The organism is Kitasatospora sp. NPDC003701 (genome assembly GCF_053587085.1).
In genome coordinates this window covers 1-12,303 of record NZ_JBSFNM010000053.1, presented here as the reverse complement: position 1 = coordinate 12,303, position 12,303 = coordinate 1, and the positions used below count along the sequence as shown (strand labels likewise).

General features: G+C 72.7%; 12 protein-coding genes. 6 read left to right on the top strand and 6 right to left on the bottom strand.

Going from position 1 to position 12,303, the window contains the following annotated elements; genetic code table 11:
• Window positions 1–5: 5 nt before the first annotated feature.
• A complete protein-coding gene (locus tag ACWDRR_RS33995) occupies window positions 6–458 on the bottom strand; it encodes a type II toxin-antitoxin system PemK/MazF family toxin (protein ID WP_449776116.1) in 453 nt (150 codons plus the stop codon).
• Between the two features lie 182 nt (window positions 459–640).
• On the opposite strand from ACWDRR_RS33995, the gene ACWDRR_RS33990 reads away from it, so the two are divergent.
• Together ACWDRR_RS33990 and ACWDRR_RS33985 are read left to right on the top strand one after the other, a co-directional pair.
• Window positions 641–832: a helix-turn-helix transcriptional regulator gene (locus tag ACWDRR_RS33990; protein ID WP_449776115.1), complete on the top strand. Its 192-nt coding sequence runs from the start codon at window positions 641–643 to the stop codon at window positions 830–832.
• 185 nt (window positions 833–1,017) lie between these two features.
• Window positions 1,018–1,764, top strand: a complete 747-nt coding sequence (locus tag ACWDRR_RS33985) for an MBL fold metallo-hydrolase (protein WP_449776114.1) — start codon at window positions 1,018–1,020, stop codon at window positions 1,762–1,764.
• A 4-nt stretch (window positions 1,765–1,768) separates the two neighbouring features.
• On the opposite strand, the gene ACWDRR_RS33980 is transcribed toward ACWDRR_RS33985, so the two are convergent.
• Entirely contained in the window at window positions 1,769–2,683 is a 915-nt protein-coding gene (locus ACWDRR_RS33980) for a branched-chain amino acid transaminase (protein ID WP_449776113.1), read from the bottom strand.
• Window positions 2,684–2,827: 144 nt separating this feature from the next.
• Between ACWDRR_RS33980 and ACWDRR_RS33975 the strand changes: the two genes are divergently transcribed.
• Entirely contained in the window at window positions 2,828–3,835 is a 1,008-nt protein-coding gene (locus ACWDRR_RS33975; protein ID WP_449776112.1) for a LuxR C-terminal-related transcriptional regulator, read from the top strand.
• 63 nt (window positions 3,836–3,898) lie between these two features.
• Here ACWDRR_RS33975 and ACWDRR_RS33970 read toward each other — a convergent pair whose 3' ends face one another.
• The 4 genes from ACWDRR_RS33970 to ACWDRR_RS33955 all read right to left on the bottom strand — a co-directional run bounded on the left by ACWDRR_RS33970 (window position 3,899) and on the right by ACWDRR_RS33955 (window position 10,122).
• The gene (locus ACWDRR_RS33970) at window positions 3,899–5,179 is read right to left on the bottom strand and encodes an LLM class flavin-dependent oxidoreductase (protein WP_449776111.1); all 1,281 of its coding nucleotides are present in this window, start codon (window positions 5,177–5,179) and stop codon (window positions 3,899–3,901) included.
• Entirely contained in the window at window positions 5,176–6,249 is a 1,074-nt protein-coding gene (locus ACWDRR_RS33965; RefSeq protein WP_449776110.1) for an LLM class flavin-dependent oxidoreductase, read from the bottom strand. The genes ACWDRR_RS33970 and ACWDRR_RS33965 overlap by 4 nt, the downstream gene beginning before the upstream one ends.
• A gap of 408 nt (window positions 6,250–6,657) precedes the next feature.
• Window positions 6,658–7,935 (bottom strand): PTS transporter subunit EIIC, encoded by a 1,278-nt coding sequence (locus tag ACWDRR_RS33960; protein ID WP_449776109.1) that lies wholly within the window; start codon window positions 7,933–7,935, stop codon window positions 6,658–6,660.
• 897 nt (window positions 7,936–8,832) lie between these two features.
• Window positions 8,833–10,122, bottom strand: a complete 1,290-nt coding sequence (locus tag ACWDRR_RS33955; RefSeq protein WP_449776108.1) for a PTS transporter subunit EIIC — start codon at window positions 10,120–10,122, stop codon at window positions 8,833–8,835.
• A gap of 401 nt (window positions 10,123–10,523) precedes the next feature.
• On the opposite strand from ACWDRR_RS33955, the gene ACWDRR_RS33950 reads away from it, so the two are divergent.
• The 3 genes from ACWDRR_RS33950 to ACWDRR_RS33940 all read left to right on the top strand — a co-directional run bounded on the left by ACWDRR_RS33950 (window position 10,524) and on the right by ACWDRR_RS33940 (window position 12,245).
• On the top strand, window positions 10,524–10,757 hold the full coding sequence (locus tag ACWDRR_RS33950; protein WP_030060521.1) for a glucose PTS transporter subunit EIIB: 234 nt from the start codon (window positions 10,524–10,526) through the stop codon (window positions 10,755–10,757).
• A gap of 203 nt (window positions 10,758–10,960) precedes the next feature.
• A complete protein-coding gene (rph, locus tag ACWDRR_RS33945; protein WP_449776107.1) occupies window positions 10,961–11,686 on the top strand; it encodes a ribonuclease PH in 726 nt (241 codons plus the stop codon).
• A 169-nt stretch (window positions 11,687–11,855) separates the two neighbouring features.
• Window positions 11,856–12,245, top strand: coding sequence for a hypothetical protein (locus tag ACWDRR_RS33940; RefSeq protein WP_380575732.1), 390 nt, complete (start codon window positions 11,856–11,858; stop codon window positions 12,243–12,245).
• Window positions 12,246–12,303 lie beyond the last annotated feature (58 nt).

Below are 12,303 nucleotides of genomic sequence, written 5' to 3'. Positions count from 1 at the left end.
GCCGCTCAGGAGGAGAGGGCGCGCTGCGCGCGGGCCCAGATCTGCCGGTCCACCACGCCGGCCCGGCGGCGGAACGCCGAGAGCGGCACCTCGCGCAGCTCGTCGGTCTCCAGCCAGCTGGTCCGCCCCTGACGGTCGCCCACCGAGCCGGGCGGCAGCGGCAGCACGCCCGGCCGCTCCGCGTGGTGCTTGCTGGTGATCTTCGCGACGGTCGCGGTACGCCCGCTCACCCGCAGCACCAGGCAGGGGCGGTCCTTCGCCCCGGGGCCGTCCTCGAACGGCACCTCGGCCCACCAGATCTCCTGCGGCGCCGGGCCCGGGCGGCCCTTCGCCGGACGCCGCCCCGGCTCCGGCCGGGCCGGAGCCGACGCGCCGCGCGCCCGCCGGACCAGCACCGACACGACGAAGGCCAGGACGGCGACACCCGCCACGGCCAGGAGCACCCAGAAGCCAGTCATGCGCCAGACCGTACCCGGCACGCGCCCGCCCCCACCACCGTGACGGCTGTGACAGTCGGGCATTTGTCCGTTCCCTGCTCCCGGTTCGTCACGGAATGACCACGGAGTCCGTTCTGCGCTCGAGCCCGCCCCCGCGCCCGGAAAGCTGATCACGCACGTCCCCCTGCATCCGGAGGTGACCCGTGAGCCGCAGCACCGACCTGTGGTCCTACGCCGAGATCGCCCGCCACATCAACGTCCAGCCGGAGACCGTCCGCAACTACCGCCGACACGGCCTGCTCCCCGACCCCGACGTCATCGACGGCGGCGGACACCCCCGCTGGCACCCCGACACGATCAAGGCCTGGGCCCGCCGGCGCCCCGGCCACCGCTGAACCACCGCACCGCCCCCGCCCCCCGGCGTTCTGGTGATTCCAGCCACAGCGCGGCACGGAGACGGGGGCAAAGTGCCCCTCCGCCCTTACTCTCGACACGCGAACGCAGTGCTACCCGCCGGTTCACCGGCGGGTACTGCCATTGACCAGCAGCAGCCAGGACGTGTCGGGGCGGAGGGGCTCGGATGAAACTGACCGTGGTGGGGTGCTCGGGGAGCTTCCCGTCCGCCGACTCGCCGTGCTCCAGCTACCTCGTGGAGGCCGACGGCTACCGCGTGGTGCTCGACCTCGGCAACGGCGCCCTCGGCGCCCTGCAGAAGTACGTCAGCCTCTACGAGGTCGACGCCGTCCTGCTCAGCCACCTGCACGCCGACCACTGCGTCGACCTCTGCGCCTACTGGGTCGCCCGCAACTACCGGGCCGAGGGCTGCCCCGACCCGATGCCCGTCTACGGACCGGCCGGCACCGCCGAGCGGATGGCCCGCGCCTACGACATGCCCGAGAACCCCGGCATGAAGGAGGTCTTCGACTTCCGCACCCTCACCCCCGGAGCCTTCGACCTCGGCCCGTTCCGGATCGAGGTCGCCCAGGTCAACCACCCCGTCGATGCCTTCGCCTTCCGGCTCGAACACGCCGGCCGCAGCCTCGTCTACTCCGGCGACACCGGGGAGAGCGCCGCACTCGTCGAACTCGCCCGCGACAGCGACCTCTTCCTCTGCGAAGCCGCCTACATCGACGGCCGCGACACCTACCGGGCCGTCCACCTCAACGGCCGCGAGGCCGGCGAACACGCCACCGCCGCCCGCGCCCGCCGCCTCGTCCTCACCCACATCCCGCCGTGGACCGACGCCGAACACAACCGCCGGGACGCCGCCGCCGCCTTCACCGGCCCCGTCGACGTCGCCCGGGCCGGCGCCGTCTACGAGCTCTGAACGCTCAGCCCACCGGCGTCAGCCAGTGCCGGTAGCGCGGATCGGCACCCGAGACCGCCGCCTCGTACGCCGCCCGCAACCGCCCGGTGACCGGACCGGGCGCGGCGGGCAGCTCCCGGTCGTCCAGCGAGCGCACCGGCACCACCCCGGCCGCCGTCCCGCACAGGAACACCTCGTCCGCCGCGTACAGGTCCGAGCGCAGCAGACCCTCCACCCGGGCCGGCACCCCCAGCCCGGCGGCCAGCTCCAGCACCGTGTCCTGGGTGATCCCCTCCAGCGCCCCCGCACTCGCCGGCGGCGTCCGCAGCACCCCGTCGCGCACCACGAACACGTTCTCGCCGGTGCACTCGCTCACCGAACCGTCCGACCCCAGCAGCAGCGCCTCGTCGTACCCGGCGTCGGTCGCCTCCCGGCGGGCCAGCACCGAGTTCAGGTACGGCCCCGTCGCCTTCGCCGCCGGCGGCACCGCGTTCGGGTCGTTCCGCCGCCAACTGCTCGTCTTCACCCTGATCCCGCCACCCCCGTCCGGCAGCTGCGAGTGCCACTCCCAACTCGCGATCGCCGTCGTGGTGGGGGAGGAGCGCATGTCCAGGCCCATCGAGCCGTACCCCAGGAACGCGAAGTGCCGCAGATAGCACGACCGGTGCCCGTTCACCCGCACCAGCTCGACCGTCGCCCTGGCCAGATCCTCCACACCGTACGGGAGTTCCATCCGCAGCATGCGCGCACTGCGCTCCAGCCGGCGCAGGTGCTCGGGCAGCCGGAACACCGCCGGGCCGTCCGCCGTCGCGAACACCCGGGTACCCTCCAACACCCCCGTGCCGTAGTGCAGGCCGTGCGTCAGCACATGCGTCCGCGCCTGCTGCCAGGGCACCAGCGCGCCGTCCAACCAGATCGTCGAAGCCTCGGGAAGAGCCATGCGGCCCATCCTGACCACCGCCGCGCCGCAGGTCAGCCACCCCGGCCCGGCCGGAACCGGACATGACCGGGACCGGAACCGAACGGCCGTCTCGCTCCTCGGAAACCCCGCCCCGCCCGCGCCCGGCCTCACTACGCTGCGCCGATGGAGCCCACCGAGAACGCGGGGAGCCCCGCCGAGAGCGACGCCACCCGCCTCTACGCCCGCCTGCTCGCCGAACCCGGGCACCCGCCCGCCGCCCTCGGCCCCGACTGGGACGAGCGCCGCCTGGCCGCCGCCACCGCCGAACTCCGCACCCTCGGCCTGCTCCAGCCCACCGCCGCCCGGGCCGGCGGGCACGCCGCCGTCTCCGTCGACACCGCCGTCCGCCAACTCCTGCTCGACACGGACACCCACGTCACCGACCTCGTCGCCGCCCTGGAACGCGCCCGCGACACCGTCGACCGCCTGCACACCGGCTACCTGCCGATCCAGCACCGCCACCACAGCGGCACCGCGCTCGAACTCGTCCGCGGCGCCGACCGGATCGCCGCCCTGCTGGAGGACGCCGCCCGCGGCGCCCGCACCGAAGCCCTCTCCCTGCGGCCCGGCCAGGACCTCTCCGGCCCCGCCCTGGCCGGCAAGCTCGCCCGCGAACGGCTCGCCCTCGCCCACGGCGCCACCCTGCGCACCATCTACCCGGCCGCCGCGCTGCGCCGCCCCGCCGTGCTCGCGCACGTCCGCGAACTGACCGGGGCCGGTGCCCGGATCAGGGCCGCGCACTCGCTGCCGCTCTGGCTGATCGTGGTCGACGCCCGGCTGGCGATCCTGCCCGCCCCGGGCGCCGGCCCCGGCGGGGACGCCCCGGTCGCCGACGCGGCGGTGGTGATTCGTGAGCCGGCCCTGGTCGCCCTGGTGGCGGAGCTGTTCGAGTACTTCTGGTCGGCGGCCTGGACGCCCCCGGAACTCCTCGCCGGCACAGAGGCGATGACGGATCGTCACATCGTCGTGCTGCGGCTGCTCGCGGCCGGGCTGACCGATGCGGCGATCGCCCGGAAGCTGGAGGTCTCCGAGCGGACGGTGCGCCGGCTGGTCGCCGAGCTGACCGCCGACCTGGGCGCGGAGAGCCGCTTCCAGGCCGGCGTCCACGCGGCCCGCCTCGGCCGGATCTGACACCGGCCCCGGGCGGGCCGCCCGGGGCCGGTCGGTACGGCGCGGCGCCGCCCGGTACGGGGCTCAGCGCCGCCCGGGGACGGGCAGGCCGAGGTGGTCGCGCAGCGTCGTCCCGGTGTACTCGGTGCGGAACACCCCGCGCTCCTGGAGCAGCGGCACCACCTGGTCGACGAAGTCGTCCAGGCCGCCCGGGGTGAGGTGCGGGACGAGGATGAACCCGTCCGCGGCGTCGTTCTGCACGTACGCGTCGAGCTGCGCGGCGATCGTCGCCGGAGTGCCGATGAAGGACTGCCGGCCGGTCGCCTCGATCACCAGTTCGCGGCTGCTGAGCTGCTTCTCGGCGGCCACCGCGCGCCACCGGGCGGCGATCTCCAGCGGATCCCCGAGCCTGGTCCGGCCCTGCACGAGGGTGCTGTCGACCACCGGGTCGACGGTGGGCAGCGGACCGTCCGGGTCGTGGTCGGACAGGTCGATGCCCCAGATCTGCTCCAGGAAGGCGATGGTGGTCTGCGGTCCGACCTGGGCGCGGCGGATCTCCGCGGCGCGCTCGATCGCCTCGTCCTCGGTGTCGCCCAGCACGTAGGTGACGCCCGGCATGATCTTCAGCTCGTCCGGCTTGCGCCCGTACGCGGCCAGCCGGCGCTTGACGTCGGCGTGGAAGGTCTGGCCGGCGGCGAGGGTCGAGTGCCGGCTGAAGATGATGTCGGCGGTGGCGGCGGCGAACTCCCGGCCCTCGTCGGAGTCCCCGGCCTGGATCACCACCGGGTGGCCCTGCGGCGGTCGCGGCAGCGAGAGCCGGCCCTCGACGTCGAACTGCGGGCCGCTGTGCCGGACGTGCTCGCCGTCCCAGAACTCCCGGGCCAGCTGGACGAATTCGGCGGCGCGGGTGTACCGGTCGGCGCGGTCGAGGTAGCCGCCGCGGCGGAAGTTCTCGCCGGTGAAGGCGTCCGAGGAGGTGACCACGTTCCAGGCCGACCGGCCGCCGGAGAGGTGGTCGAGCGACGCGAACCGCCGGGCCAGCTCGTACGGTTCGTTGAAGGTGGCGTTGACGGTGGCGGCCAGCCCGAGGTGGGTGGTGACGGCGGCCAGTGCGCCGAGCACGGTGATCGACTCGGGCCGGCCGACCACGTCCAGGTCGTGGATCAGGCCGTTGACCTCGCGCAGCCGCAGGCCCTCGGCGAGGAAGAAGAAGTCGAACCGGCCGCGTTCGGCGGTTTCCGCGAGGTGGCGGAAGGAGGCGAACTCGACCTGGCTGCGGGAGGCCGGGTCGGTCCAGACCGTGGTGTTGTTGACGCCCGGGAAGTGCGCGGCGAGGTGGATCTGCTTCAGCGGTCGGTCCGTCATCGGGTCACCTCGGCGTGGGCGGCGGGAGCGGCGGGAACGGCGGTGGTGGCGCCGGGGCCGGCGGTGGTGGCGGCGGCGAGGGTGTAGCGGTTGGCCGGGCGGGCCAGGCCGAGGTGGTCGCGCAGCGTGGCGCCGGTGTAGCCGGTGCGGAACAGACCGCGCTCGCGCAGCGCCGGGACGACGTGGTCGGCCACCGCGGCGAGGTCCCGGGCCGGGTCGGCGGGCACCAGGTGGAAGCCGTCGACGCCGCCCCCGCCCTCGGTGATCTCCGTGGTCAGCGCGGTGATCGCGGCGCGGTCGGGGAGGTCCGCGGTGAGCCGGGCGAGGATCCGCAGGCTCTCGCCCGCGCGCAGCCGCAGCGCGGTGGCGGCGGTCAGCCGGGCCGCCGGGCCGGGGGCGTCCAGCAGGACGACGTCCGCGTACCGGGCGGCCGTCTCCACCCGGGCCCGGCTGCCGGCGGGGGCGTCCGGGGCGAGGTCCGCGGCGGCGACCGGCACCGCGACGACCGGCCGGCCCTGCGGTGGGCGCGGGGTGATGGAGGGGCCGCGCACCGAGAAGTGCGGGCCCTCGAAGTCGATGTAGTGGAGCTTGTCCCGGTCGATGAACCGGCCGGTGGCCACGTCGCGGATCTCCGCGTCGTCCTCCCAGCTGTCCCAGAGCCGCGCGGCGACCTCGGCGGCGTCGGCGGCCTCGGCCCAGAGCTCGTCGGCCGGGGCGACGCCCTTGCGGCCGAAGGCCCGGGCCTGCGCCTCGGTGTCGGAGATGCCGACCAGCCAGCCGGCCCTGCCCTCGCTCACCCAGTCCAGGGAGTTGACCGAGATCGAGGTGTGGAACGGCTCGGTGTGCGTGGTGGTGACGGTCGGGACCAGGCCGAGCCCCCGGGTCTGCGGCGCGAGCCGGGCGAAGGTGGCGAGGGCGTCGAGCCGGCGCGGCTCGGGTGCGAAGGAGTCGTCGAGGGTGACGAAGTCGAGCGAGGCCCGCTCGGCGAGGCGGGCGAGGGCGGTGAAGTGCCCGGCGTCGAAACGGCCGGGGCTGTCGAGGGCGGCGGACAGGTGCAACTGGCGCGGCATGGCGTGGCCTTGACTTTCCTCGTGCGCGCGCGCTTTCTTGGCTGTTCTGCGCGCGGAACGCAGCTGGATACGTGGCGGTGGCCCGGGTGCGGGCTGACACGAGAGGCGGGGAAGCGGGGGCCGGGGCGCGGCGGGAGGTCAGCCGGGCGGCGGCGGGGGGAACGGACGGTTCAGGCGCAACACGCGGCCGACCACACACGACCGAAGTCGATGTGGCAGCGGCTGACCAGGATGCGCGGCGCGTTCACCGCTTCAGTTGACCAGCGATGTCGTCGGTTCGTCAACCGTCGTCCCAGCGGGCGGTCCATGATCGCGGACCGCGCCGGGACGCACGACGGCCCCGCCCCGCCGCTCGGGGGAGCGGGCGGCGGGGCGGGGCCGGGGGTGCTGCGGGGTCGTACCTCGGCGTCAGGCCTTGGTGACGTCCTCGATCTCCTCGTCGTCCTCGCGACCGGGGGTCTTGAGGTCGAACTTGACGATCGCGAAGCGGAAGAGGAAGTAGTACAGCGCGGCGAAGGCGAGACCCAGCGGGATGATCATCCACGGGTCGGTGGCCTTGTTCCACGCCAGCAGGTAGTCGATCAGACCACCGGAGAACGTGAATCCGTCGTGCACGCCGAGGGCCCAGGTGAGGGCCATCGAGACGGCGGTCAGCAGTGCGTGGATGACGTACAGCAGCGGGGCGATGAAGACGAAGGAGAACTCGATCGGCTCGGTCACGCCGGTGACGAAGGAGGTCAGCGCCAGCGACAGCATCATGCCGGTGACGGCCTTGCGGCGGTGCGGCTTGGCGGTGTGGGCGATGGCGAACGCGGCGGCCGGCAGCGCGAACATCATGATCGGGAAGAAGCCCGACATGAACTGTCCGGCGGTCGGGTCGCCGGCGAAGAAGCGGGTCAGGTCGCCGTGCACGACGGTGCCGTCGGGCTTGGTGAAGTCACCGGTCTGGAACCAGGCGTAGGAGTTCACGAACTGGTGCATGCCGACCGGCAGCAGACCACGGTTGACCAGGCCGAACGCGCCCGCGCCGACCGCGCCCGCGCCGATCAGGGTGTCGTTCAGGCTCTTGATGGCGTCGCCGATCGGGCCCCAGGTCAGGGCGAAGACGACACCGACGGCGGTGCCGACGAAGGCCATGATGATCGGGACGAGGCGGCGGCCGTTGAAGAAGCCGAGCCAGTCGACCAGCCGGGTGCGGTGGTACTTCTGCCACAGCACCGCGGAGAGCAGGCCGATCACGATGCCGCCGAGCACGCCCGGGTTCTGGTAGGTGGCGGCGGTGTACTTGCCGTCGGCGACGACGGCGTCGGTGACCGGGAAGGCGGTCAGCACGTTCTTGTACACCAGGAAGCCGACGAGGGCCGCGAGCGCGGTGGAGCCGTCGGCCTTCTTGGCGAAGCCGATCGCGATGCCCACCGCGAACAGCAGCGGCAGGTTGTCGAAGACGGCGCCGCCGGCGGTGTTGAACACCGCGGCGACCTTGTCCCAGCCGAGGCCGTCCTTGCCGAACACATCGTCCTGGCCGAGGCGCAGCAGCAGACCGGCGGCCGGGAGAACGGCGATGGGCAGCTGGAGGCTGCGGCCGATCTTCTGCAGACCCTGCAGCAGGTTCTGGCCGAACTTCTTGGTGGGGCTTGGCGTGGCCGGAGCCGCAGCGGGCGCCGGTGCCTGCGCAGACTGACTCATGGGGGTGGGTTCCTAACGGCAGGGCGGGTCGGTCGGGGGGTAGGTGCACAGAGGGGCCGAACCGCGAACTGGTCTACACCACACGTGGTGTAGACCAGTTTTGTAGCACGGGTGGAGAAGGGGGGGAACCCCTGAAAGCGCCGCTGGTGAGAAGCGCTATGAAATCGAAACCTACTTGCGGATCGACGATCATGATTACCCGCCGTGATTGGGATTTTGGCTATTTGCGCAACAAAAAGGCCCGGGCGCCCGACGGCGGGGCCGGCGGCCCCCGGGCGGGCGTCGGCGAGTGGTCAGTGGGCGCTCGGTCGGGGGTCGGCGGCCGGTCGGTGGCGACCCCGGCCGGCGGGCGGCCGGTGGTCGGTCGGCGGGGTGCGGGGCGCGGCCCGGCGCCGCCGCCCCGGGTGCGCCGCCGGCCGTCACGGGTGCCCGGCCGGGGCCGCCCGGCGGTCGCGGAGATCGCGGCGGCGGGCCGACGTGATGTTCCGGACCCCCCTGATCGGGTGCCGGGTATTCATCGGCGCATTGCGCCCGGACTCGACGGATGCTGCCGTCCGCCCGGAGAAACCGGTGCGCGACCGCGGCGGCGGATTGTCGGACCGTGCGCCGCGCGGCGGTGGTGATCTTCCCCCCGCCCGGGGTGCCGCCTTCGACGCCGTCCGCCGGGCCGGGTGGGCGGCGCGGACCGCCGCAGCCCTGTCCTGGCAGGGCTCCCGGCCGCCGGGGCCCGGGCGCCGGCCCGGCAGCCGGGCAGCCGGCGGACCGGCCGCCGAATTTCCCGGACCGGTCGGGGAAAGTGATTTCCGATCGGGACCATCGTCCCGTTGCGGATATGCCGAAAGCCCTCGGACCAATGGTCCGAGGGCCTTTTTCGGAGCGCGTCCGGTGACGCTCGGTTTATGCCTTGGTCACGTCCTCGACCTCGTCGTCGTCCTCGCGTCCGGGGGTTTTCATGTCGAATTTCACGATGATGAACCGGAAGAGCGCGTAGTACACGGCGGCGAAGCAGAGCCCGATCGGGATGATCATCCAGGGCTTGGTGGCCAGGCTCCAGTTGATCGCGTAGTCGATCAGGCCGGCCGAGAAGCTGAAGCCGTCGTGCACCCCGAGCGCCCAGGTGATCGCCATCGACGCACCGGTCAGCAGCGCGTGCACCGCGTACAGCGCGGGGGCGACGTAGGCGAAGGAGTACTCGATCGGCTCGGTGACGCCGGTCACGAAGGACGTCAGGCCGACCGAGAGCATCAGGCCGTAGATCTCCTTGCGGCGGTGCGGCTTGGCCGCGTGCGCCATCGCCAGCGCGGCGGCGGGCAGCGCGAACATCATGATCGGGAAGAAGCCGGAGGTGAACTGGCCCGCCGTCGGGTCGCCGGCCAGGAAGCGCGGGATGTCGCCGTGCACGACGACGCCGTCCGCCTTGGTGTAGTCGCCGAACTGGAACCAGACGAAGGTGTTCAGCAGCTGGTGCATGCCGATCAGCAGCAGCACGCGGTTGGCGACGCCGAAGATGCCGGCGCCGGCCGCGCCCAGGTCGGCCAGCTGCTGGCTCACGTCGTTGAAGGCCCGGCCGATCGGCGGCCAGGCCCAGACCGCCAGGACCGCCAGGAGCATGCCCACCACGGCGGTGATCATCGGGACCAGGCGGCGGCCGTTGAAGAAGCCCAGCCAGTCGACCAGCCGGGTGCGGTGGAAGCGCACCCAGAGCCAGGCCGACAGCAGGCCGATCAGGATGCCCCCCAGCACGCCCGGGTTCTGGTAGGTCGCGGCGGCCGACTTGGCCGAGGTGAAGTCCACGCACTGGGAGCCGACCAGGACGGTCGGCAGCTTGCAGTCCTCCGGGAAGGCGTGCAGGACGGCGTAGAAGACCAGGAAGCCCACCACGGCCGCCAGGGCCGTGGAGCCGTCCGCCTTCTTGGCCATGCCGATCGCGACGCCGATGCAGAACAGCATCGGCAGGCCCAGCGAGGAGTCCAGCAGTGCGCCGCCCGCCGCCGCGAACACCTTGGCGACGTCGTCCCAGCCGAGCCCGTCCTTGCCGAACACGTCGGGCTGCCCGAGCCGGTTGAGGATGCCCGCCGCCGGCAGCACCGCGACCGGCAGCTGGAGCGAGCGGCCCATCTTCTGGAGCCCGCCGTAGAAGGTGTGCCACCACGTGGTCTGCGGGGCTGTGGCGCCTGCCGAACTCATCCTTCGCCCTCCGAGAGCAGTTGCCGGCCGGTGGTCCCCTGCGGGACCCTCGGACGGGGCTCAGGAACACCCGGGGCGCTTCCTGCGTTCATCGGAGTACACATATATTGGTGTAGACCACTTTGGAAGGCAGGCCGCGCGCACCGGGGCGGAGACCCCGCTGATCGTCATCCTCGGACGAAGATCCAGACCATGCGCGCCGGAATGGGCCAAAAGTGGACTAACGTGGCAGATCGGTCCTACCCGGGTGATGCTGGTCGCGCTGCCGCGCAGCACGACGTCAACTGAATCCGCGTCAGCACCGACACCGACCTCCCCGGCCCGACGGCCGGGGGACCCGGCACAGCGCAGGACGGCACCCGGCAGAGCAGCCGACGGGCCGAGACAGAGGGAGAGAACAGATGGCCAGCAAGGCTGAGAAGATCGTCGCCGGTCTGGGCGGCATCGACAACATCGAAGAGGTCGAAGGCTGCATCACCCGCCTGCGCACCGAGGTCAAGGACGCCTCCCTCGTCGACGAGGCCGCGCTGAAGGCCGCCGGCGCCCACGGCGTCGTCAAGATGGGCACCGCGATCCAGGTCGTCATCGGCACCGACGCCGACCCGATCGCCGCCGACATCGAAGACATGATGTGAGCTGAGCCCACCAGGCCCACCACCGCCCGGCCCGCCGACCCGTCACACGGGACGGCGGGCCGGCGCCGTTCCACCCCACCACCCCGCCCCTTCGGGCACCGCACGCGACCGACCGGGCAGACCCACCGACCCACCGCACGCACCCCGCACACCCGCCGGGGCCTACCGGGACCACCCCACCGAACCGACTACGCTCGGTGCCTATGTCACGCATCGACGGCCGCACCCCCGACCAGCTCCGCCCCATCACCATCGAGCGGGGCTGGAGCAAGCACGCCGAAGGCTCCGTCCTCATCTCCTACGGCGACACCAAGGTGCTCTGCACCGCCAGCGTCACCGAAGGCGTCCCGCGCTGGCGCAAGGGCAGCGGCGAAGGCTGGGTCACCGCCGAGTACTCCATGCTCCCCCGCGCCACCAACACCCGCGGCGACCGCGAGGCCGTCAAGGGCCGCATCGGCGGGCGCACCCACGAGATCAGCCGCCTCATCGGCCGCTCGCTGCGCGCCGTCATCGACCACCGCGCCCTCGCCGAGAACACCATCGTCCTCGACTGCGACGTCCTCCAGGCCGACGGCGGCACCCGCACCGCCGCCATCACCGGCGCCTACGTCGCCCTCGTCGACGCCGTCGCCTGGGCCCGCGAGAAGAAGATCCTCCGCGCCAAGGGCCAGCCCATCACCGGCGGCGTCAGCGCCGTCAGCGTCGGCATCATCGACGGCGTCCCCATGCTCGACCTCCGCTACGAGGAGGACGTCCGCGCCGAGACCGACATGAACATCGTCTGCACCTCCGACGGCCGCTTCGTCGAGGTCCAGGGCACCGCCGAAGGCGCCCCCTTCGACCGCGCCCTGCTCGACCAGCTCCTCGACCTCGGCACCCTCGGCTGCGCCGAGCTGGACGAGATCCAGCGCAAGGCCCTGGAGGGCTGATCCCCCCGTCGGTGCCCGAAGGGCTCCGCGCACGGCCGAACCGCGGCGCCGCCGCTGTACAGGCCGGGCCCGGAGCCCTTACGGTTCCCGCAGCACCCCCGTTGCGGGAACCGCGCACCCCTCGGCGCGCGTCCTCCTGTTCCGGAACCCGCGCACCCAGGAGGACCGGATGCCCCAGAGCATCGCCCGCCCCGCCACCCTCGCCGTGGCCGGCCTGATCGCCATCCTCCCGCTCAGCGCGGTCAGTTGCTCGGCCGCCCAGAAGGCGCTCGACTGCGGCAACACCGCGGTCCGCATCACCGGCGACATCAGCGACGTCACCACCGCCTTCAACAACGCGAGCAACGACTCGGCCGCCGCCGGCCAGGCCCTGCAGAAGTTGAAGAACGACCTCGACGACCTCGGCAAGAACTCCAAGAACACCGACGTGTCGAAGGCCATCACCGACCTCAACACCCAGGTCGACAAGGTCCAGCAGGCCGTCAACAACAAGCAGGTCCCCGACCTCAAGCCGCTCGGCGACGCCGCCGGCAACCTCACCCAGGTCTGCACCGGCTGACGTCCGGTTAGGGTGGGTTCATGTCCACCCGTCTGATTCTCGCCACCCGCAACCAGAA